Origin of the sequence: Staphylococcus casei (assembly GCF_030294405.1) — a bacterium.
Taxonomy (GTDB): domain Bacteria; phylum Bacillota; class Bacilli; order Staphylococcales; family Staphylococcaceae; genus Staphylococcus; species Staphylococcus succinus.
The window spans coordinates 363,695-386,615 of sequence record NZ_CP125718.1; the positions used below are offsets into that span (position 1 = coordinate 363,695).

Below are 22,921 nucleotides of genomic sequence, written 5' to 3' on the forward strand. Positions count from 1 at the left end.
TATTATAGCACTTGGTTTGTTTACATTTATATTTAATTTTTTAAGAATTTCCAAGTGATGCTTTAAAACTTTGGTCAATGTCAGAAATAATATCGTCAATTTTTTCAGTACCAACTGACAATCTCACAAGTTCTGGGACGACACCTGAAGCCTGTTGTTCTTCAGGTGATAATTGTAAATGTGTTGTACTGGCTGGATGTATTACTAATGATTTTGAATCTCCAACATTTGCTAAATGGGAGAACAATTTTAAGTTTTCTACAAATTTACCAATATCTTCTACACTGCCATCAACACCAAATGTAAGTATTGCGCCTTGACCATCTGGTAAATACTTTTGACCCAATTCATAATATGCGTTACTTTCTAATCCTGGATAGTTCACCCACGTCACTTTTGGATGTTCTTCTAAAAATTGTGCTACACGGAGTGCATTTTCTGAATGACGTTCTAAACGAAGATGTAATGTTTCTAAACCAATTAAAAATTCATGAACATTAAAAGGGGATACGGCTGATCCTAAGTCACGTAATAATTGAACACGTGCTTTTGTAATATAAGCGGCGTCACCAACATCATTAACATAAGACACCCCATGATAACTTGAGTCTGGTTCTACTAATCCTGGGAATTTACCATTATCCCAATTGAATTTACCACTATCAACAATCACGCCCCCAATCGACGTGCCATGTCCTCCAATAAATTTAGTTGCAGAATGGACAATAATATCTGCTCCATATTCAAAAGGACGCAATAAATAAGGTGTAGGGAAAGTGTTATCTACAATAAGTGGAATAGCGTGATCGTGTGCAACCTTTGCTACAGCTTCGATATCTAGCACGTCAATGCGTGGATTACCGATTGTTTCAGCATAGACAACTTTTGTTTTATCAGTAATTGCATGTGCAAAATTTTCAGGGTTACTAGGATCTACGAATGTAACTTTGATACCAAGTTTTTTAAACGTTACATTTAGTAAATTGTATGTACCACCATATAAATTAGAAGAAGCTACAATTTCATCACCAGATTCTACAATATTTAAAAGTGCAAGATGGATAGCAGCTTGACCTGATGAAGTGGCTAAAGCGCCAACACCACCTTCTAAAGCAGCAATACGTTCCTCAAAAACGTTTTGAGTAGGATTCATAATTCTAGTGTAAATATTACCTTCTTCAGCAAGTGAAAATAATTTTTGTGCATGATCTGTACTATCGAACACATAACTAGACGTTTGGTAAATAGGGACTGCGCGTGCTTTTGAAAAGTCATCTACTTCTTGTCCGCCGTGAATAGATAACGTATCTAAATGCCAAGATTTTTGAGTCATAACATAAATCCTCCTATAAGATTGAATTTTCTGATAATTACAACTATACAAGAGCTTAAATGTGATTTCAAGTTTTCTTACTAAAAAGCTAGGAATTAGAAAAGGTATTTTGCAATATTTTAAAAATAATATTTGCAAAACAGGAAATAATTAATTATAATTCTTATCAGTATAGTAGGGAATAAAAAGAAATAACTGCATGTATGGAGGACTATGATGATTGGGTATGATTTAATAGGCAATACACCGCTAGTATTATTAAAATCTTTTAGTAATGAGGATGTACAAATCTATGCTAAATTAGAACAATTTAATCCTGGTGGGAGCGTTAAAGATAGATTGGGTAAGTTTATAATAGAGCGCGCAATGGAGAATAAGTTAATAAACAAAGGCGATACTATTGTAGAAGCTTCAGCGGGTAATACGGGTATTGGATTAGCGATGTCAGGTAATCATTTTGGGATCCATACAGTTATTTTTGTACCTGAAGGTTTCTCAGAAGAAAAGATATCTATTATGCATGCCTTAGGTGCTGAAATTAAAAGAACTGATAAAGCATTGGGCATGAAAGGGGCTCAAAATGCAGCCAAACAATATGAAGCGGATACTGGGGCACTATATATAAATCAATTTGAAAATGAGGATAATCCTAGAACTTATGCGCATACATTAGCACAAGAAATCACATTAGAGTTGCCTGAAATAGACTACTTTGTTGCTGGTGTCGGCTCGGGTGGTACATTTTCTGGAGTTGCTCAATATTTAGCATCATTTGATGTAGAGAGTGTCATTGTAGAACCTGAGGGTTCCATATTAAGTGGAGGTAAACAACATTCACATGATATTGAGGGGATTGGATCGGAACAATGGCCACAATTTTTACCTCATTCATTAGTAAGTGATATTGTGAAAGTAAGCGACAAGGAAGCTTTCAATAATGTAAAGGAATTGGCTAAAAAAGAAGGCTTATTTGTTGGTAGTTCTTCAGGGGCTGCGTTACAAGGGGCATTAGAAGTAAAGAAACACATCAATAAAGGTGTCATTGTAACAATATTCCCAGATGGTAGTGACCGTTACATGTCTAAACAAATATTTGATTATAAGGAGAATTTATAATGAATAAAAAAACACAATTAATTCACGGCGGATTAACGACAGATCCATATACAGGCGCGGTAACAACACCAATTTATCAAACAAGTACGTATATCCAAGATGAGATTGGTGATTTAAGACAAGGCTACGAATATTCACGGTCAGCAAATCCAACACGCAGTGCTTTAGAGGGTGTTATTGCTGATTTAGAGCAAGGTCAGTATGGGTTTGCTTTTGGTTCTGGGATGGCCGCAATCACTGCAGTGATCATGTTATTAGATGAAGGTGACCATTTATTATTAAATTCTGATGTCTACGGCGGGACTTATAGAGCGTTAACAAAAGTCTTTACGCGTTATGGTATAGAGGTAGATTTTATTGATACTACACACATTGATCAAGTAGAGCGATATATTAAACCAGAAACAAAAATGTTATATATTGAAACACCTTCTAACCCTTTATTACGTGTTACAGATATTCAACAGACAGCGGAAATTGCTAAGAAATATGAGTTGATTTCTGTAGTGGATAATACATTTATGACGCCCTATTTTCAAAATCCATTAGTACTAGGTATTGATATTGTATTACATTCAGCTACGAAATATTTAGGGGGGCATAGTGATGTTGTTTCAGGATTAGTTGCTACAAGCGACAGTAATTTAGCAGAGCGCATCGGCTTCATTCAAAATTCAACGGGTGGCGTCTTAGGACCTCAAGATAGTTACTTATTGATACGCGGTATTAAAACACTTGGTCTGCGTATGGAGCAAATACAACGTAATGCGCTTGCAATTATTGAAATGTTACAACAGCACCAAGCGGTAGAACATGTATTCCATCCAAGCATTGAAACACACTTAAATCATGATATTCATCAAGCACAAGCGGAGGGACATACAGGTGTTATTGCTTTTGAAGTCTCTAATATAGATAGCGCTAAAGCAGTTATCCGTGAATTACAATATTTTACGTTAGCTGAAAGTTTAGGAGCAGTAGAAAGCTTAGTCTCTGTCCCAGCCTTAATGACACATGCTTCTATCCCCAAAGATGTTCGTGAAAAAGAAGGTATTGCAGATGGTCTCATTCGTTTATCGGTAGGTATTGAAGATACTGAAGACTTAGTTGAAGATTTAAAACAATCTTTAGATAAATTAAATAAATAACACAAAGTTAAATGATAATATAAAATAACCTAGGAAATTATTCCTAGGTTATTTTATATTTTAGTAATTTTTGATGATTGAATATATGAAAGTACTTTATAGAAAATGATTTGTTTTTGAGAGTATCATGGAATCAAAATAAGGTCATTAAGCATATGAAATATAGGGTAATTAATACGTGTATATAATTTGTTAGTGCATGTTGGTATATTATTACGCTCGGAAAGTATAAAAATTATTGCAAGTAAGGGGTTAAAGAGATGATAGAAGTTCATAATATTAATAAGTCATTCGGCAAAAAACATATACTTAAAGATATAAATGTTATTTTTGAAAAGGGGAAAATTGTCGGACTCATTGGACCTTCTGGCACAGGGAAAACGACACTCATACAATGTATATTAGGTATGGAAAAGACAGATACAGGTTGGGTAACGGTAAATGATAGAGAAATTCCAAATAGAAAAGTATTGAAAGATATTGGCTACATGGCACAAAGTGATGCTTTATACGAAGATTTAACAGGTAAAGAAAACTTGAAATTCTTCGCTGGAATCTATATTAAGAAGCGTAAGTATATTAAAGAACGTATTAAAAGTTGTAGTGAAATGGTACAACTTCAAGATGCGTTAAATCAAAAGGTATCTACATATTCTGGAGGCATGAAAAGACGACTATCCTTAGCGATTAGCTTTTTACAGGATCCTAATATTTTAATTTTAGATGAGCCTACAGTCGGTATAGATCCCAAATTGAGACGAGCGGTATGGCAAGATTTAGATGATGCGAAACAAAGAAATAAAAGTATATTGGTAACGACGCATGTGCTAGATGAAGCTTCTCGCTGTGATAAATTATTACTAATGAATCACGGGAAAATTATTGCTTCAGGTTCACCCGATGAATTAAAGCAACAATATAATGCAAAGACAATTGAAGAAGTATTCTTGAAGATGGAGGATTAATTATGAATTCATTACACATTGCGAAACGTATATTTAAACAAACAATTAGAGATATCAGAACGCTAATGCTGTTATTAGTCGCCCCAATACTTATTTTATCTTTACTATATTATATATTTTCCGTTTCAGATAATACAAATGGCGTGAAAGTAGGCGTTCAGAATGTGCCACAAACGCTTGTAGCTGAATTACATAAACAAGATATTTCCACACAAAGCTATACGAGCCATAAAAAGATAGCTGATAAAATTAAAAAAGATGAGCTTACAGGATTTATCTATCAAAAAAATGATAACTTACATGTTACGTTAGCTAATGATAATCCGACAGAGTCAGGCGCATTAGCTTCTACAAATCAAAAATGGGTCATTAGTCATAATATGGGGCAAATGAAAGCTAATACCAATCAACTACAAAAGGCTTTAAGACAAGCTAACACTCCTGAAGTTGTTCAAGCAGATGCAGGCAATAATGATATGAGTAAACAGCCTATGAATATAAAGACGCATTATTTATATGGTGGTAAAGATTCGACGTACTTTGATATGATCAATCCGATACTAATTGGTTTCTTTGTATTTTTCTTTACGTTTTTAATTTCAGGGATTGGGTTATTAAAAGAAAGGACATCTGGGACTTTAGAAAGGTTACTGGCCTCACCGATTAAGCGTAGTCAAATTATTTTTGGCTACATCATGGGCTATGGTCTGTTTAGTATTATTCAAACTTTCGTGGTCGTAATGTTTGCTATTTATGTATTGAATATTGCTGTTCAAGGGCCGATTTGGTTGGTGTTAGTGACAACAATTTTAACTGCACTCGTAGCATTAACGTTCGGAATATTATTATCTACCTTTGCATCATCAGAGTTTCAAATGATTCAATTTATTCCACTTGTCATTGTCCCGCAAGTGTTATTTGCTGGACTGATACCAATCGCATCTATGAACGTTGGGTTACAATATTTTGCACACCTTATGCCATTATTCTATACTGGACAAGCGATGCAAGATGTCATGATTAAAGGTTATGGTATAGAAGATATTTATATGAACTTAGTGATATTATTCGGCATATTTGTTGTCCTATTAATTTTAAATATTTTTGGTATGAAACGATATAGAAAAGTATAGAAAGTTTAATTCAAGTCATTGTAATAAAAATTTGTATTATATTAATATAAGAGGCCTAATCACACTATGAAATTTGATTAGGCCTCTATATTTTATGTGTTACTTTTAATTTTTGGAATACCTATGACATGCCCAAGTTGTTTTGGAATTTCGAAGGCTTGTTGTTTGTCAAAGTAGCATTTTATTTTTTCATATATTGCTTCTGGAAATGTTGTACTGCGACGAGTTTGGTTATCCACACACATCATAATGACTTCATAAGTCGCGATGCGTTCATTTTGTATGTTATACATTGTAAGGAATAGATGAACTCTTTTTTGATCATAATCATAAATATATGGTTTGATATAAAATGCTTCATCGAGTAATAACTCTTTCAAAAAAGATATATGTGCTTCGACACTAAAAATAGTGGCGGCTTGATTTTGTCTATATGATACTGTGAAATCTATTGAATCGAAAAAGCCAACGACTGCATCACTGAAAATTGAATAATATTGTGCGTCATGCATATGATTGTTATGATCTATCCAAGATGGTTGCACAGTGTTCTTATAAATATATAGTTCAGTCATAAGATCACTCCTATAAAAATTTTACTGTTAATATCTATGATTGATTGTACCAAGAATATAAGTAAGAAGTTAACAATTTGTTTTATTTGAAATAAAAAATAGCGCAATTTAAAAAACGGTGGTATGTCAATTCTGTTATATATAAGGAAAATAGTGCTTTATGTATGTAAATGAAAATATAATTTAAGAGATAGTGTTACGATAGACTTGTACTATAATACATAGGAAGGAAGGGGTTCTGTGTGATGTTCTTTATATCATTGATAGTATTTTTTATATCTTTAGTCTTACTTATTTATTCAATTGCCTTATTAATGGGAAAAGATGGATCATTATTTAGTTTGTTTACGAAAAAAGAAAATGCATTAAGCAAAGAACAGAAATTATTAATTTATATTGCCACAATTGTCTTATTATTAATCAGTGTGATAGGGCTACTGAGTACATTATGATATTTGGTATTTAATGAAGGGGAAGAAACGGGGGATATAGATAAGAGGGTCATCAGTTCAATCTGATGACCCTCTTACTTTTGGGGATTTTATCCCAGAAGATTTAATATTTTCTTAAAAAGTCTAAATCTCGATCGAAAATTTGTTTTAAAACATAACTTTGTAAAGTTGTTAAAATTTTCTCGATAACTTGTGTCTTATTAGACAAGATACGAATCGTGAAACCGTGAGTAGGTAATTGTGTAATACCCAATCTGCAATCATATGCTTGCTGAAAATGCTTGATTTGGTCATAAACACTATCGATAAATTTCTGATTCACTTGAGGATGTATGAAATAACAAGACCCAAGGTGTGTATAGTTTTCCATATAGCCAATATCATTAACATTGTTCTTTGTTGGATCGAGTAGCATATTATCAAAAACAACAAGAGTATCATCAACGTAAACTTCATTTAGTAAATGCATATACGTATAGCTAAATGTTTTATCCGTTTTAGAATAACCTGGGGTTAAGATATCGGTATAAAATAGTGCAGCATTTTGACTTAAGTTGAAAGTATTGTGTTGATAGAATTTTGCGTTTTCAAAAGCGATAATCGGATCTCCGACATATTCTGCATAGCCGTTATCTTTAATATTAAATGTTTGATATTGTTCCACGTGATCATTTAGCGTTTTGTAAATCTTAGTAGCCCCTTGTGATGTTAAAATAACTTTAGCATTTGAATCTATATTAAAATTCATTTTATAACGATCACCATCTAAGTAGCCACCTCCGACATTGACGATATAAAATGTTGGGATATTAGAACCATTTAAATAAACAGGGCGCATCACTTTTAATGCTTTTTCAAAAAAGATATCTCTTGCCACAGATTTTTTTCCGTTATTAAAAACAGATAAATCTAATTGGCCAGTCCATATTTTCTTGGATTGAGACATTAAGCTAATCCTTTAAGTAATACATCTTGATCAATCCATTGCAGAACGTCATCTAAACCTTCATCTGTTTTCAGATTTGTAAAAGTGAATGGACGATGCGCACGGAATATTTGTGTATCTTCCGCCATGCGTTCTAAAGAAGCACCAACATAAGGAGCTAAATCTGTCTTATTGATGATGAAGTAGTCAGATTTAATCATTCCTTGTCCCCCTTTACGAGGAATTTTCTCGCCTTGAGCAACATCAATAATATAAATTGAAAAGTCAACCAGCTCTGGACTAAATGTAGCGGCAAGATTGTCTCCACCAGATTCAATAAAAATAAGTTCTATATCGTCATTACGCTCTATTAATTCATCGATTGCAGCAAAGTTCATTGATGCGTCTTCACGGATAGCTGTATGAGGACAGCCTCCAGTTTCTACGCCAATAATTCTATCTTCTGGTAATACGCCTGAGTTAACCAATATTTTTTCATCTTCTTTTGTATAGATATCATTAGTGATAACACCAATGCTCATATCTTTCGATAATCGTTTAACAATTTTTTCGATAAGTTGGGTTTTTCCAGCACCAACTGGGCCACCAATACCAATTTTAATGGCTTCTGACATAATTTAGTCCTCCTAAGATATAAATATTCTTACATTTACGTTTTCATGTTCCATTTGATTCATTTCGAGGCCTGGGGCAGTAATACCAAGCTGTGATTCATCCAAAGTGAATATATGCGCTCTCGTTTCTTTCATTTTAGGAATCATTTGATGGACAATACGCTGTCCAGCAGTTTGACCTAAAGGAATTGCTCGTACAGCATTTTGAGTGAGACTAGAAATATTCTGATAAAGGTAATAATCAATAATCGTTTCTATATCTAGTTCTAGAAAATGACCAAGCATCGTAAAACAAATCGCAGGATGCAAATGTGCCTTTTTTTCTTTCATTTGTGTGTAATACCACATCAACCATTCACTGTCATAAAGTTCTTGAGCGAGTTTAACCATACGATTCCCCATTTGTTTAGAACCTTGTCTTGTTTCTTTAGGTAAACTTTGTACAAAGAGGAGTTGATCTAATCGTAAAATAGCCGCTTCATCCTGGAGATTCAGTGCATCGTAGACTAGACGCATTGTTAAGCCATCTGCATATGTTAATTGCTCATTTAGAAACAGTGTAAGCCATTGTTGGAAGCTTGCTTCATCGTGAACAGTGCGGCGTTGAATATATGTTTCAAGACCGAACGAATGACTGAATGCACCTGTCGGAACTTGTGAATCACAAAATTGAAACAGACGAAAGTGTGCATGATTAATCATGTGAATGTCCTATATGTCTAAATGCTTGATTTACTTTACGGTCTTCGTGACTGTAAGGGATGCCTAAATCTTTAAGTAAAGATTCTACTAAATAATCATATTGAACAAGCATTTCATTTTCAGTGAATTGTGCTGGCAAGTGTCGATTGCCAAGTTGATGTGCGATATCACCCATTTCTTTTAAAGTGCGTGGTTGAATGACAAGTAAATCTTCGGTATTAACGTCAACGATAATCATATTGGTCTCATCTTTATATAAAATATCGCCATATTGAAGGTCGATAGGTTGTTTTAAACGTATACCGATTTCATTTCCATGATCTGTAGTTACACGTTGAATACGTTTAACCAAATCTGAATTTTCAAGATAGACTTTCTCAATATGTTTGCCTTTTTCGCTATCGGATAGATTCGCGACGTTGCCTACAATTTCTTCGATGATCATATTTATCCTCCTAGAATAAGAAATAACGTTGTGTTAATGGGAGTTCTGTAGCTGGTTCACTTGAGATTTTTTTACCGTCTACGAACACTTCATATGTTTGTGGATCAACTTCTATTTTCGGTGTTGCATTATTATTTTTCATATCGGCTTTGCTCAGTTTACGTATGTTATGCACAGGTCTTAATTTACGTTTAAGTCCTAATAATTGACCAATATCATTATCATAGGCAGTTGAAGATACAAAAGTCATAGACGTACTTTGCATATTTCCACCTAATTGACCATACATTTTACGGTACTTAAGTGGTTCAGAAGTAGGGATAGAACCGTTAGCATCTCCGTTTATAGCAGTATTTATTAAGCCACCTTTAATGATGACATCTGGCTTCACTCCAAAAAATGCTGAATCCCACATGATAATATCTGCAAGTTTGCCTTCATCTATGGAGCCAACATATTCTGAAATACCATGTGTAATTGCAGGGTTAATTGTATATTTAGCGATATAACGCTTGATACGTGTATTATCATTATATTCACTATCACCATCTAACGGGCCACGCTGTGCTTTCATACGATGAGCAACTTGCCAAGTACGCGTAATTACTTCCCCCACACGTCCCATAGCTTGGGAATCGGAACTTACCATACTAAATACACCCATATCTTGTAAGACATCTTCTGCAGCAATCGTTTCTTTGCGAATACGAGAATCAGCAAAAGCGATATCTTCTGGGATTGAAGCATTTAAATGATGTGTAATCATTACCATATCTAAATGTTCATCCACTGTGTTAATCGTATAAGGGAGTGTTGGATTAGTAGATGAAGGGAGGATGTTACTGTAAGCAGCTGATTTTATTAAATCAGGTGCGTGACCACCACCAGCACCTTCAGTATGATACATGTGTAGTACGCGGTCTTTCACAGCAGCCATAGTTTCTTCCATAAAACCAGCCTCATTTAATGTATCGGCATGTAATGCGATTTGAATATCATATTCGTCCGCTACACTTAATGCGTGATTTAATGCAGAAGGCGTTGCGCCCCAATCTTCATGTACTTTTAATCCTATAGCGCCTGCATGGATTTGCTCCACTAAAGCGGTATGGTTTACAGCTTGTCCCTTACCGGTAAAGCCAATATTTAAAGGTAAGGATTCGGCTGCTTCTAGCATACGATGGAGATGCCATGGGCCAGGCGTTACAGTTGTTGCTTTTGAACCTTCTGAAGCGCCTGTACCTCCACCTATATGTGTTGTAACGCCACTTTCAAGAGCTACTTGTGATTGTTCTGGATTTATAAAATGGACATGCGTATCAATCCCGCCAGCAGTAATTATCTTTCCTTCAGCAGAAATAACATCTGTTGTAGCACCAATAATGATGTCGACATTATTCATAATATCTGGGTTACCAGCTTTACCAATTTTCATGATATATCCATTCTTTACGCCAATATCCGCTTTGATGACTTTGTTATAGTCAATAATCATTGCGTTTGTAATGACTAAATCTGCGACTTTCTTGTCATCGCGTGTCACGTTAGGATTTTGGGCCATACCGTCTCGAATAGACTTGCCACCACCAAATGCTGCTTCATCTCCGTACGTAGCATAATCTTTTTCAACTCTAGCAAATAAATTTGTATCACCAAGTCTAACGGAATCACCAACAGTTGGACCATAAAGACTTGTATATTGTGATTGCGTCATTTTAAAACTCATCGTTATTCCCCACTTTCTTTATTGGCATTAGCACTAGATTGTTTCGCTTTTTGGTTCGCTTTAATATTTGTGTTATCTTTATTTGGTTTGTAGACACGTGATTCATCTATGGGACCGTCAACGGCACCATGGAATCCAAAAATGTTACGTTTCCCAGTATATTCCACAAGCTGAATTTCTTTTTCATCCCCTGGTTCGAAACGAACAGCTGCACCTGCAGGAATATCTAAACGTTTGCCATAAGCTTTCTCACGATCGAAATGAAGGGCAGGGTTAACTTCGAAAAAGTGATAATGTGAACCAACTTGAATAGGTCGATCACCAGTATTTTTTACGTCTATGATCGTTGCATCATGGCCTTTATTCACTTCAATTTCAGTACGTTTTACAATAATTTCACCAGGTTTCATATAAACCATTCCTCCTTATACAATCGGGTGATGAACTGTAATTAATTTAGTTCCATCAGGGAAAGTGGCCTCAATCTCTATGTCGGTTAACATATCAGTAACACCTTCCATGACGTCATCTTCACCCAATATTTGTCTGCCATAACTCATAAGTTCTGCAACAGTTTTTCCATCTCTTGCACCTTCTAGCAATTCAAAACTAATAATTGCTACGGCTTCGGGATAATTTAATTTTAGCCCTCTTTGTTGCCGTCTGCGCGCTAAATCAGCTGCTACGACTAACATCAATTTATCTTGTTCACGTTGTGTAAAATGCACGAAACTCACTACCTTCCCAATTTATATAATTTGTACATAATATATACGTGCACTTTAATAATAAGACGAATAGGATTGAACTACAAGAATTACACATTGAAATTCATTTCACAGATAAAAAGTAATTTTGTGATAAAAAATATGTATTGCTTTAAATTCAATATAGATTAATATATTATAAATTAAGTTAGAGCATATTTAGAAATCAGGTGACAAAGTGAATGCAATGCAGATTATATTGAAGAATGTTGCACAAGTTTTGCTGTTAAATCATGCGTGGACGGGATTGTTTATATTAGTTGGTTTATTTATAGGTAATTGGAAAGTAGGACTCATGGCTTTAATCGCCAGTGTCATTTCATTATTACTAGCTAAAAGAACAAATTATTCAGAACAAGAAATCAATATGGGATTGGCAGGATTTAATCCGGTATTAACTGCAATTGCTTTAACACTTTTTTTAGTTCCAAAATGGTATAGCATCATCATTATATTAGTAGCCATAGTTATAACAATGCCAATTGGTGCAGCGTTTAGAGTTTTTTTAAAGCCGTTTGGCGTGCCCATGCTAACGATGCCATATGTATTTGTAAGTTGGATGATTTTATTAATGTCATTTCAATTTAAATTTGTAAATGCGGATGTCAATATTTTACCTGACACTGTACAAGAGATTAAATTTTCGGGCCATAGTATCCATTTTATAAATGCTTTTTTATCAGGCTTTAGTGAAATATTTTTATTGAAAAGTATACTTGCAGGTGTATTAATCCTAATTGGTATATTCATTGCATCTAGAAAAGCGGGAGTATTTGCCATGATTGCCAATGTCATTGGTTTTGCAGCGGTAATAGTATTAGGCGCTAATCACGATCAAATAAATGATGGGTTGTTTGGTTATAATGTCATACTTACTGTGCTAGCATTAGGTATAAACTTTAATACAAAAATTTCGCGTTATATAAGTATCATTTTAGGTATTTTACTAACGGTTATTTTACATGCCAGTATGACGACGCTATTAACACCGTTTGGGTTGCCAGTATTTACGCTCCCATTTATTATAGCGACTTGGATTATGCTTTTTGCAGGTAACCAAAGGGAAGAGAAATGGCAACGCTAAATCGTGAAATTTAAAAATGTGTGTTTGGTCAAACCAAAAGTTATCTGAATCTAAACATTTAACAATGATTACTTTGGAAAGAAGGAGAATAAATGAAAAAAATGCTTGCACTTTTAGCAACTTCTGCAGTTATTTTAGCAGGATGTAGTAGCGCAGGGAATTCATCTAAAGGAAGAACATTGAATGTTGAATTGCCTTTGAAAACAACATCAATTGCCCCATACAATACAGATGTACCAGTGAAAGTTGGGGCTGCAGAAGCTTTATTTAAAGCTACAGCTGAAGGTAAAGTTCAAAAGTTATTAGTTAAGTCTTATCATCAAACTTCACCAACGCAATTAGAATTAACGTTAAGGGATGATATTAAATTCCAAAATGGTAAAAAAGTTACTGGTAAAGCAGTGAAATCAAGCATAGAAGAGAGTATTAAAAAAAGCGATTTGGTTAAAGGATCACTCCCGATTAAAGAAATTACAACAAAAGGACAACAAGTGACGATAACCACCAAAGCACCCTATCCAGAATTAGTATCAGAGTTAGCAAGTCCTTTTTCTGCAATTTATGATACGAAAGCTGATGGGAATATCAATAAGGAACCAGTTGGAACCGGGCCGTATAAAATAAAGGATTATCAACAATCTCAGAGTATTAAATTAGATCGTAATGATGATTATTGGCAAGGCAAGCCTAAGTTAGATCATATTAAAGTAACTTATCAAGAGGATGGTAATGCACGTACAAGTGATTTAGATTCAGGTAAAGCAGATGTGATTACTGATGTGCCAGTTGAAAAAGTAACAACATTAAAAAACAGTGAGAATTCAAAAGTTTCAACTGTTTCTGGATTTAGGACTGGCTTACTTATGTATAATCATAAAAGTGATAAAATGACAAAACCTATTCGAGAAGCACTTGATAAAGTTATAAATCGTGATAGTATCGCTCGAAATGTGGCTAAAGGCTATGCAACACCAGCAACTGGGCCGTTTAATACGAAATTAGATTTTATAAACAATCAAGATATACAAACACAAGATATAGCCAAAGCGAAAAAGTTAATGGAAGCAGAAGGTTATACCAAGTCACACCCATTGAAGCTAACAGTTTCTACATATAATGGACGTCCAGAGCTACCTAAAATGGCACAAGTAATTCAATCGGATGCTAAGAAAGTCAATATAGATATTAATTTAAGAAATGTAGATGACATCGACGGTTATTTAAAAGATAAAAACCAATGGGACGCTTCACTTTATAGCTTCGGTACAATTCCAAGAGGGGATACAGGATACTTCTTTAATCAAGCTTATAAAAGTGAAGGGGCTATTAATGCTGGCAGTTATAGTAATAAAAAAGTAACTGCACTAATTAATCGTTTTAATACTACAGTGAATAAAGATGAACGCAACCGACTAACAAATGAAATCATAGATATTACAAATAAAGACTTAGCAAATAGTTACATTACTTACAATGATAATATCGTTGGTTTAAGTAAAAACGTAGAAAATTTAACAGCTGCACCAGAGGGAATTTATCTTATCGACTATAAGGTTAGTAAAAAACAATGATATTAAAAAATATATTATCTAGAATTGGACAAATGATTATTGTATTATTTGTCCTTTCTACAATTACATTTATTTTAATGAAACTTACGCCTGGAGACCCTATTAGTAAAATACTGCATCTAGATGTGGCAAATGTATCTAATGAGCAAATCAAAGCAACAAAAGAAAATTTAGGGTTAAATCAACCAATACTCATACAGTATATCCAATGGTTGGGACAAATTATAAGATTGAATTTTGGTAAGAGCTACCAAACAGGTGAGCCAGTGATTAACGAACTTATATATTACACACCTACCACGTTAGTAATTGCTTTATGTACAATCATCTTGGTGTTTGTAGTAGCTGTCCCTTTAGGAATAATCGCTGCTAAATATTACCATACATGGATAGACACAATTATACGAACGGTGACATCTTTCACGGTGAGTATGCCGTCATTTTTCTTAGGAACGCTGCTAATATATATTTTTTCACAAAAGTTTGGTTTATTACCTTCTTCTGGAGTTGACTCTATTGCAGGTTATATCCTTCCGATAACTTCGCTTAGTATCGGTATGAGTGCTTATTATGTAAGGCTTATGCGTTCGAGCTTAGTTGAACTTTACCAGTCCAAAGAAGTGAAAGCTTCAAGGCTGAGAGGTATGTCAGAACGTTATATATTATGGGAAGATTTATTTAAACCAGCAATTATACCTATAATAACTGTACTTGGAATGTCTATAGGAAGTCTTATCGGCGGCACCGTTGTGATTGAAAACCTCTTTGGAATTCCAGGCGTTGGTCGATTTCTTGTAGATAGTATTAGAGCGAGAGATTATCCTGTCGTACAAGGTGCAGTCATTATGATTGGTTGCTTTGTAGTGCTCGCTAATACGATAAGTGACTTATTATTATTGTGGATAGATCCTAAAAGACGTTATATGAATTTGCAACATAAAAATAATGGCGATGGTCAGGGTGGTGCACCATTATGAGACGTCTAAACAAACAGCATATTATTTTCTATGTCTTTGCTTGTTATATCGTTACACTTTTCATTGCTCAATGTTTTGTGTCGTCACATAACGCGTTAGAGGTAAACCTAAATCAAACGTTAGAGATGCCAAGTCTGTCCCATTGGCTAGGCACAGATGACTATGGTAGAGATTTAATGTCTCGAATAATTATGGGCGCAAGGTATACTCTGATCATTAGTTTGATTACTTTGTTGATTACAGTATGTATTGGCGTACCACTTGGACTAATGGCAGGATATAAAAAAGGGATCATCGATACAATAATTATGCGAGTGATTGATATAGGCTTAAGCATTCCAGAATTTATATTAATGATTGCAATGGCAAGTTTTTTTAAACCTAGTATTTGGAACTTGGTTTTAGCTATTACAGTAATTAAATGGATGACCTACACTAGAATGACACGTGCAATTGTCAGCAGTGAGACAACCAAACCCTATATACAAATGGCGAAATTATTTAATGTACCATCATGGAAAATTATCATCAAGCACTTTTTGCCACAGGTGACGCCATCTATTATTGTTTTAATGACTGTAGATTTTGGGAAAATTATTTTATATATTTCATCATTATCATTTCTAGGTTTAGGTGCGCAACCGCCTTTGCCTGAATGGGGGGCAATGTTAAATGCTGGACGGGATTACATCAGTTCATATCCATTGTTATTACTAGCGCCTGCCTGCTTAATTACTGTGACGATTCTCTTATTTAACTTAGCAGGTGATGCGTTGCGAGATCAACTATTGAAAGGGGAACGTCATAGAGATGGCTAACATTCTTGAAATAACGCATTTAACGATTAAGGATAATAAGGGGATTGAGTTAATACATGATGTTAATCTTGCACTAAAGGAAGGTCAAGTCAACGTGTTAGTCGGAGAGAGTGGTTCAGGAAAGAGCCTAACAGCTAAAGCTATGGTTCAACAAGTCCCTGATATGTTAAACATGTATTATGAACGATTCTGTTATAACGACCATAATGTGATTAATGTGCAAGCGTTACTCGGAAAAGATATTGGTTTTATATCTCAGGATTATACACACAGTTTTAATGATCATACAAAATTAGGTAAACAACTGATTGCGATTTATCGAGCCCATTATAAGGTTGAAAAATCAATCGCCAAACAAATAGTGAGGCAGTCATTGGAATCTGTAGATTTAAATCCTGATGAGGTTATGAAGCGCTATCGTTTTAGTCTGTCAGGTGGACAACTTGCCAGAGTTCAAATTGCAAGTGTGCTCATGTTGAAACCTAAATTGCTCATTGCAGATGAACCGACAGCGTCTTTAGATGCGATTACAGGATTTCACGTGATGCATTTGATTAAACATTTGGCAGCGGTACACGGAGTAACACTATTACTTATCACTCATAATTTATCTCATGTATTACATTTTAGTGATTGGATTCATGTTATAAGACATGGGAATATCATAGATTCAAACCATGTAACAGCTTTTAAAGAAGGTAATATAAATCCATATAGTTTGAAACTATTTAACGCCCGAAGTCAGTTGAGAAACGAGGGTGCATATGATTGAATTGAAGGAAATATATTTTAATTATAAACATTCAACTATTTTAAGAGATATTAATCTAACAATAGATTCAAATGAAGTTATTGGTATTGTAGGTGAAAGTGGTTCAGGAAAGACAACATTAGTACGCATGATGTTAGGATTACTTCATCCCAAACAAGGTAAAATTTATACAAATGGCTTGCAATTATTACCTATTTTTCAACATGCATACGATAGTTTTAACCCAAAATATACTATTCAAAAATCACTAGAAGAACCTATGCAATATTATCAAAATGGGAAGTTTGCAGACGTTAGAGATAGAGCGAAATCATTAATGGAGCATATGCATTTGGATGTTAAGTTATTAGAGCGATACCCAGATCAATTAAGTGGAGGTCAATTACAAAGGTTCAATATGATACGCACGCTCATGTTGCAACCCGATATGCTTATTTGTGATGAAATTACAGCAAGTTTAGATGTGATTGCAGAGCAGAGAATGATAGAATTATTGAAAGGCTATCATACTAAGACGAATAAAGGAATGATTGTAATTTCTCATGATATCGCTTTTCTTAATCAATTTGTAGAGCGTATCATCGTAATGAATGATGGCGCAGTTGTAGATGATTTTAAACGGGAAGCATTATTTGATGAACAACGTCATCCTTACACAAAGCAGTTACTTTCGATATACTAATGAAATAGCTGCTGATTGAAATTGTTAACTATAAGGTTAAATCACACTGAAATTTAAATATAAAAATAAAGATGCGCCCGAGGGTGTAGCTTAACTATAAACAATGAATAAGGTAATTATGGGTAGCACATGTTATGATTTGGGAAAGTAAAAAGTCGTTTGAACACACTGAACTTCAGTAGTGATTGGAGGGAGAAGCGATGGAAAGACAACAAAAGATTGATAATTGGATAGAAGTGACAAAATACGTCCATTATATTGATATGATGATAGAAAAAAAGTTGAAAGAAAAATATAATTTAAGTTTGAAAGAATTTTATGTACTTTATGAAATTTTTAAAGCAAAAGGTAAAAAATATAAAATTAACGATTTAATTAAAATAATAGATTTAAGTCAAAGTGCAATGTCACGACTTATTGTAAGAATAGAAAAAGTAGAGAAACCATTAGTTGTTAGACAAGAATGTACTGCAGATCAACGTGCAATGTATATTTATTTAACAGATGAAGGAAAACGAGTCATTGACTTAGCATTAGAAACTTATAATCAACTAATTAATAAAGTAAATCTTAATGCAGTAAGAGAACTTATGACTAATGAGGAAGTGAAGTAATGTTATATTACTGTAATAAATATGAATAGTTAGCGTTGAATCTTGTTTAGGTTGTTGCTGTCGATAAAGTTTTATAACTTTGTCGACAGTTTTTTTATATGTGATCGCAACCACACATTATGATTTCCGAGTGAGTTTAATCGCAACTGAAACAAGAATAAATAGTAGATTAATATAACCGGGGAAATGATATATCCGCTCATCAAAATAATGTTCATTCTGATTAAACCAGAATGAACATTATTTTATAAATTGAATATTTGAGGTTTAATATCGGGATCATGGTTAGCAAGGACTTGAATGCATTGAGGATGGGTCGCTTGAGATTTGATCCAATTTAAAGAATTGATTGTCTCTTCCTTATTATTTACGAGTCCTGGTAAAATACCGTAATCCCATGATTTTGAAGCATATGCTGCATCTGAAGCTAATAGTAAAAAAGCATTATCTTCTTTATGTGCTTTGATTCGTGCCGCGCATTGGCCCATGCTATGTCCTGGTGTATGTACAAATTCAATCGTGCCATCATCGAATAAGTCAAATGACTTACCTGTGGGTCCTATACCGTTATGAGTGAATGTAAAGGTATCGATATTGATATTCTCCCATTGGTGCGGTGCATATCCGATTGTATTATGATTAGCCGCATCTAACTCTTCTTGGCTAACTAAAATGTGATTTGCAGTTGAAACATGCCTTAAACCATCTGCATGATCACAATGTAGATGGCTCAAGACAACATAATCTATATCTGAAACTTGGTAGCCAAGTTGCTCAATATGTTCGTGGACAGCTTGACCTTCAGGTAAATCTGCCTTATAAATTGGATAGGCTAAAGCTAGGTTTTTAAATGGCTTTGTCCGATTCATTGCATGCCAACCTGTATCGATTAAGACAAGTCCTTTAGGGTGTTCTATAAGATAAATAGATACCGGTAAACGCATTTGTTTCTTTTTTGACCTAAATAGACCTGTCCAAGCAAAAGGTGGGTTAGATTTGTAGTTGAACGGTAAAGCTTCATCAACAATCACTGAGCCAGTATGTAGGACATGGACTTTAATTGAACTGGACATTAATTTAATTACCTCCTTAATGGAACTACAATAAATGCAGTGAACGCGAGAGTTATAATGATATGCGTTTTTGTATCCAATAAAGCACGCTCAATGCATCATTTAATTTGATTTTAAAATGATGCTATTTCATTGTTTAGTTATGTTTATAGTAGTTGATTCACCATTCACGAACTGTGACGTGACATGATATAAGTTGTTGCATTGATTATTGTATTTTGTAACTTAAGTTAAGTATGTCAAAGTTACTTTAGATAAGTAAATAAGATGTTGAACACTTTAACTTAATAGAGATAATGTGTCAAATAAATGGTAGAAACATTACTTATGTGTAATTTTATGTTTTACTGTAATTGAAGTACATAAATTTGATGAAAAGTAGAGGAGTGGTGAAATGGATATACAATCAGCATGGCTCAATTTACCTGTAAAAAATCTTAAAGCAAGTGAAAAATTTTTCGAATCAATTGGTTTTGGTATTAAGCAACAAGAAAACGTAATAGATAAAATGAGAGGTATTGAAACAAAAGATAATAAAATCATTATGTTAATTGAATATAGTCAGTTTGAAAAAGTAGCACAACTATCAGAAATAGGTACGCATGAAGCACTGGTTTCTATATCCGTATCATCAGAACAAGAAGTTGACGAATTATTAAAACTAGTAAAAGAAGCGGCTGGTGAGGTTTTGCAAAGTGGTACCAGACATGGAGGCTATTATGGCGGTTTGTTTAGTGATATAGATGGTCATTTATTTAACGTCATTGCGATGTAAACCAACATGTGTCTTATAGTACTTTATATTATAAAATTAAATTTGAAAGGCGTGTATGTATGATTAAAGCAATTGCAGTAGATAAAGATGGTACGTTTTTAAGGTCTGACCACACATTTGATGAGGCACATTTTGAAAAAATATTTAATGAACTCATGGCTAAAAATTTAAAATTTATTGTGGCAAGTGGTAATCAATATGCACAGTTGCGATCAATATTTTCTGGAAAAGAAGAAGCAATTACGTATGTTGCAGAAAATGGCGCAGTCACTTATTTTAATGATGAAATTATAGCATCACATTACTTTGATCGTGAACTTATTTTAGATTTACTGCACACAATCATTCATGATTATAAAGTAAACGATATCGTTTTAAGTGGTATTAAATCTGCATATATTAACCAAGATAGTAGTGAAGAATTTATTGAATTTATAAAACATTATTATTACGATATTGAAAAAGTTGCAGATTTAAAGCAAGTAGGAAATGATTACTTCGTTAAAGTAGCACTTAGAATTAAGGATGAATTTAAAGTAAAAGAAGTTATCGCAGGTTTAGAAGAAACTTTTGCAGGTGAAGTGAGAGCAGTTACAAGTGGAAATGACAGTGTTGATTTGATTTTACCTGAGGTAAATAAAGGGGTAGCAATCCAAACATTACTAACACAGTGGGGTCTGAAAAATAATGAACTACTGGCATTTGGTGATGCGAATAATGATTTAGAGATGCTAGCGTTGACTGAGCATAGTTACGCAATGGAGCATTGTAGCTCAGAACTTGCGAAAGTTGCAAAATATAGGGCACCTTCTAATGATGAATCAGGTGTTTTACAAGTTATTGAGACTTACTTGAAACCGTAAGACGAGTAGCGGCACATATGATAGCTAACTAAAAAAGTATTTATACAAAAAACTCAAAATCTATTTCAATAAAAGTCATCAGCGACCAAGATTGAATGATTTTGAGTTTTTGTGTTTATAGACTATTTGATAATTAGAACGGGAATATTAGCATGATTTGCAATTTTATGAGTGACATTCCCCAAAACATTTTTGAGTTCAGGTTTTGAGCGTTTATTACTCATCACAATCATTTCATAATTGTTTTCTTCAATTTCTTCTAAAATCATCTGCTTAATATAACCAGTAGCAAATTTAACTGTAACATTTAAACCGCTATCTTCTAATTGTTTTACAAAAGGTTTGAGTTTTTCGTTCTTTTCCTGTGCAATTTCTTCAAAGTGTTTATCGTCATAACGTACAGAAGTTTGCAGTTCACCTTCCGGAATTACATTGAATATAGTAATTTCTGCATCATCTGCGTGTTCTGTCAATTTTAGTAATTGTTCAGGTACATTATTGAACGTATTGTTAAAGTCATAGGCCAATAATATATTTTTATACATAATAATGCCTCCTTTATGATATAAATACCCTTTTAAAATTAAAGTAATAATATATCTCACTTATTCTTTAATAACATTATAAACTATTTTACATCTAAGCCAATAATTTCGCTTACGTGGTTATAACCGTGTGACTCAAGATATTGTGTGAGCGATTTGTTGAGCTTTTTAGTTAATCCGGGACCTTCAAATACCAAAGAACTGTAAATTTGAACAAGTGAGGCGCCGTGACGTAACATCATTATCACATCATCAGCATCGAATATGCCACCAGTACCAATGATTAAAAATTGTCCGTTTGTCTTTTTATAAGTATAGTTAATCATTTCTAAATTGCGTTCAAATAAAGGTCTGCCACTTAATCCGCCAGTTTCTGAACGATTGGTTGAATGTAAATTATCACGTTGTTGCGTTGTGTTTGCTAAGATAATCCCATCAAATGTCTCTACAATAGAATCTAGCATGCGTCCCAATCCAGCTAAGTCTAAGTCAGAAGTTAATTTAATAAAAATAGGCACAGATATCTCATGCTGTACTTTATAAGATTGAATAGCTGAACAAAGTTGAGAAAATTCATCTTTATCATGGAAACTTTGCAGATTTTCAGTATTAGGCGAGCTAATATTTACAGTGAAAAACGTAACATCATTTTTAAAAGTATCAATGACTCTAATATAATCTTGGTAACGTTCTTCGTAAGGCGTGAGTTTATTAACACCGATATTTAAACCAACTGGAATCTTATAACTATATTTGCGCAAATTGCTCAATGCTTTATTCATACCGATATTATTAAAGCCCATACGGTTGATTATAGCATCATCTTCGACCAATCTATACATACGTGGTTTAGGGTTTCCTGGTTGGGGTTTAGGTGTGATACCTCCTAATTCAAGGGCGCCGAACCCAGCGTTTTCTAAAGCTTTTGGCACTTCACAAGATTTGTCAAAGCCTGCTGCAAGTGCGATTGGATTGGGAAAAGGAATCCCTTTAATATTTTGTTTTAATATTGGATGTTCATAATGGAATAGCTGACGAACTACAGGTAATAACTTTGAATGTCTTTGAACAAATTTTAATGCATCGATAGTCATACCGTGTGCTTTTTCAGGATCAAATTGAAATAAAATAGGTTTAATGAGTTTATACATGATATTACCGCTCCATTTATCAAATTTTAGTATTTATTATTTTTGAAAATATGTATATAAATCACATTACACAA

The 22,921-nt window shown here is 33.9% G+C and carries 26 protein-coding genes; 14 read left to right on the forward strand and 12 right to left on the reverse strand.

Going from position 1 to position 22,921, the window contains the following annotated elements; translation table 11 throughout:
* Positions 1–40: 40 nt before the first annotated feature.
* Positions 41–1,333, reverse strand: a complete 1,293-nt coding sequence (locus QMO72_RS01550) for a homocysteine synthase (RefSeq protein ID WP_103267064.1) — start codon at positions 1,331–1,333, stop codon at positions 41–43.
* A gap of 216 nt (positions 1,334–1,549) precedes the next feature.
* Here QMO72_RS01550 and QMO72_RS01555 point away from each other — a divergent pair, with 216 nt between their 5' ends.
* The 4 genes from QMO72_RS01555 to QMO72_RS01570 all read left to right on the forward strand — a co-directional run bounded on the left by QMO72_RS01555 (position 1,550) and on the right by QMO72_RS01570 (position 5,695).
* Entirely contained in the window at positions 1,550–2,449 is a 900-nt protein-coding gene (locus QMO72_RS01555; protein WP_103267063.1) for a PLP-dependent cysteine synthase family protein, read from the forward strand.
* A complete protein-coding gene (locus QMO72_RS01560; protein WP_103267062.1) occupies positions 2,449–3,597 on the forward strand; it encodes a bifunctional cystathionine gamma-lyase/homocysteine desulfhydrase in 1,149 nt (382 codons plus the stop codon). The genes QMO72_RS01555 and QMO72_RS01560 overlap by 1 nt, the downstream gene beginning before the upstream one ends.
* A gap of 260 nt (positions 3,598–3,857) precedes the next feature.
* The gene (locus tag QMO72_RS01565) at positions 3,858–4,562 is read left to right on the forward strand and encodes an ABC transporter ATP-binding protein (protein WP_103267061.1); all 705 of its coding nucleotides are present in this window, start codon (positions 3,858–3,860) and stop codon (positions 4,560–4,562) included.
* 2 nt (positions 4,563–4,564) lie between these two features.
* Positions 4,565–5,695, forward strand: a complete 1,131-nt coding sequence (locus tag QMO72_RS01570) for an ABC transporter permease (protein ID WP_103267060.1) — start codon at positions 4,565–4,567, stop codon at positions 5,693–5,695.
* Positions 5,696–5,787: 92 nt separating this feature from the next.
* Here the strand turns inward: QMO72_RS01570 and QMO72_RS01575 are convergent, their stop codons facing one another.
* The gene (locus tag QMO72_RS01575) at positions 5,788–6,270 is read right to left on the reverse strand and encodes a thioesterase family protein (RefSeq protein WP_103267059.1); all 483 of its coding nucleotides are present in this window, start codon (positions 6,268–6,270) and stop codon (positions 5,788–5,790) included.
* A gap of 245 nt (positions 6,271–6,515) precedes the next feature.
* On the opposite strand from QMO72_RS01575, the gene QMO72_RS01580 reads away from it, so the two are divergent.
* Complete coding sequence (locus QMO72_RS01580) at positions 6,516–6,722, forward strand: hypothetical protein (RefSeq protein ID WP_103267058.1); 207 nt, start codon at positions 6,516–6,518, stop codon at positions 6,720–6,722.
* A gap of 103 nt (positions 6,723–6,825) precedes the next feature.
* Here the strand turns inward: QMO72_RS01580 and QMO72_RS01585 are convergent, their stop codons facing one another.
* The 7 genes from QMO72_RS01585 to QMO72_RS01615 are packed head-to-tail and all read right to left on the reverse strand — an operon-like array spanning position 6,826 to position 11,883.
* On the reverse strand, positions 6,826–7,668 hold the full coding sequence (locus QMO72_RS01585; protein ID WP_103267057.1) for an urease accessory protein UreD: 843 nt from the start codon (positions 7,666–7,668) through the stop codon (positions 6,826–6,828).
* Positions 7,668–8,282 carry an urease accessory protein UreG gene (gene ureG / locus QMO72_RS01590; protein ID WP_046836440.1) on the reverse strand — a complete coding sequence of 205 codons (615 nt, stop codon included), beginning with the start codon at positions 8,280–8,282 and terminating at the stop codon, positions 7,668–7,670. Before ureG ends, QMO72_RS01585 begins: the two co-directional genes overlap by 1 nt.
* Before the next feature lie 12 nt (positions 8,283–8,294).
* The gene (locus QMO72_RS01595) at positions 8,295–8,984 is read right to left on the reverse strand and encodes an urease accessory protein UreF (RefSeq protein ID WP_103267056.1); all 690 of its coding nucleotides are present in this window, start codon (positions 8,982–8,984) and stop codon (positions 8,295–8,297) included.
* Positions 8,977–9,429, reverse strand: a complete 453-nt coding sequence (gene ureE / locus QMO72_RS01600; protein WP_069823127.1) for an urease accessory protein UreE — start codon at positions 9,427–9,429, stop codon at positions 8,977–8,979. The genes QMO72_RS01595 and ureE overlap by 8 nt, the downstream gene beginning before the upstream one ends.
* A gap of 10 nt (positions 9,430–9,439) precedes the next feature.
* Positions 9,440–11,155 (reverse strand): urease subunit alpha, encoded by a 1,716-nt coding sequence (ureC, locus tag QMO72_RS01605; protein ID WP_103267055.1) that lies wholly within the window; start codon positions 11,153–11,155, stop codon positions 9,440–9,442.
* 2 nt (positions 11,156–11,157) lie between these two features.
* Positions 11,158–11,565: an urease subunit beta gene (gene ureB, locus QMO72_RS01610; protein ID WP_103267054.1), complete on the reverse strand. Its 408-nt coding sequence runs from the start codon at positions 11,563–11,565 to the stop codon at positions 11,158–11,160.
* Positions 11,566–11,580: 15 nt separating this feature from the next.
* Positions 11,581–11,883, reverse strand: a complete 303-nt coding sequence (locus QMO72_RS01615; RefSeq protein ID WP_069823124.1) for an urease subunit gamma — start codon at positions 11,881–11,883, stop codon at positions 11,581–11,583.
* Between the two features lie 217 nt (positions 11,884–12,100).
* On the opposite strand from QMO72_RS01615, the gene yut reads away from it, so the two are divergent.
* The 7 genes from yut to QMO72_RS01650 all read left to right on the forward strand — a co-directional run bounded on the left by yut (position 12,101) and on the right by QMO72_RS01650 (position 18,440).
* The gene (yut, locus tag QMO72_RS01620; protein ID WP_103267053.1) at positions 12,101–13,006 is read left to right on the forward strand and encodes an urea transporter; all 906 of its coding nucleotides are present in this window, start codon (positions 12,101–12,103) and stop codon (positions 13,004–13,006) included.
* A 92-nt stretch (positions 13,007–13,098) separates the two neighbouring features.
* The gene (gene nikA, locus QMO72_RS01625) at positions 13,099–14,577 is read left to right on the forward strand and encodes a nickel ABC transporter substrate-binding protein (RefSeq protein ID WP_103267052.1); all 1,479 of its coding nucleotides are present in this window, start codon (positions 13,099–13,101) and stop codon (positions 14,575–14,577) included.
* Positions 14,577–15,554, forward strand: coding sequence for a nickel ABC transporter permease (gene nikB, locus QMO72_RS01630; protein WP_199196642.1), 978 nt, complete (start codon positions 14,577–14,579; stop codon positions 15,552–15,554). Before nikA ends, nikB begins: the two co-directional genes overlap by 1 nt.
* Positions 15,551–16,372, forward strand: coding sequence for a nickel transporter permease (gene nikC, locus QMO72_RS01635; protein WP_103267050.1), 822 nt, complete (start codon positions 15,551–15,553; stop codon positions 16,370–16,372). Before nikB ends, nikC begins: the two co-directional genes overlap by 4 nt.
* On the forward strand, positions 16,365–17,144 hold the full coding sequence (locus tag QMO72_RS01640) for an ATP-binding cassette domain-containing protein (protein WP_103267049.1): 780 nt from the start codon (positions 16,365–16,367) through the stop codon (positions 17,142–17,144). The genes nikC and QMO72_RS01640 overlap by 8 nt, the downstream gene beginning before the upstream one ends.
* Positions 17,137–17,826, forward strand: a complete 690-nt coding sequence (locus QMO72_RS01645) for an ATP-binding cassette domain-containing protein (protein ID WP_103267048.1) — start codon at positions 17,137–17,139, stop codon at positions 17,824–17,826. The genes QMO72_RS01640 and QMO72_RS01645 overlap by 8 nt, the downstream gene beginning before the upstream one ends.
* 200 nt (positions 17,827–18,026) lie before the next feature.
* Entirely contained in the window at positions 18,027–18,440 is a 414-nt protein-coding gene (locus QMO72_RS01650) for a transcriptional regulator, SarA/Rot family (protein WP_069823117.1), read from the forward strand.
* Positions 18,441–18,685: 245 nt separating this feature from the next.
* Here the strand turns inward: QMO72_RS01650 and QMO72_RS01655 are convergent, their stop codons facing one another.
* Entirely contained in the window at positions 18,686–19,513 is an 828-nt protein-coding gene (locus QMO72_RS01655; RefSeq protein ID WP_103267047.1) for an N-acyl homoserine lactonase family protein, read from the reverse strand.
* Between the two features lie 394 nt (positions 19,514–19,907).
* Here QMO72_RS01655 and QMO72_RS01660 point away from each other — a divergent pair, with 394 nt between their 5' ends.
* Both QMO72_RS01660 and QMO72_RS01665 read left to right on the forward strand, forming a co-directional pair.
* Positions 19,908–20,288, forward strand: coding sequence for a VOC family protein (locus tag QMO72_RS01660; protein ID WP_103267046.1), 381 nt, complete (start codon positions 19,908–19,910; stop codon positions 20,286–20,288).
* Positions 20,289–20,347: 59 nt separating this feature from the next.
* Positions 20,348–21,151, forward strand: coding sequence for a Cof-type HAD-IIB family hydrolase (locus QMO72_RS01665; protein WP_103267045.1), 804 nt, complete (start codon positions 20,348–20,350; stop codon positions 21,149–21,151).
* A 122-nt stretch (positions 21,152–21,273) separates the two neighbouring features.
* On the opposite strand, the gene QMO72_RS01670 is transcribed toward QMO72_RS01665, so the two are convergent.
* Entirely contained in the window at positions 21,274–21,696 is a 423-nt protein-coding gene (locus tag QMO72_RS01670) for a universal stress protein (protein ID WP_103267044.1), read from the reverse strand.
* 83 nt (positions 21,697–21,779) lie between these two features.
* Positions 21,780–22,847 carry a quinone-dependent dihydroorotate dehydrogenase gene (locus QMO72_RS01675; RefSeq protein WP_103267043.1) on the reverse strand — a complete coding sequence of 356 codons (1,068 nt, stop codon included), beginning with the start codon at positions 22,845–22,847 and terminating at the stop codon, positions 21,780–21,782.
* Positions 22,848–22,921: the final 74 nt, after the last annotated feature.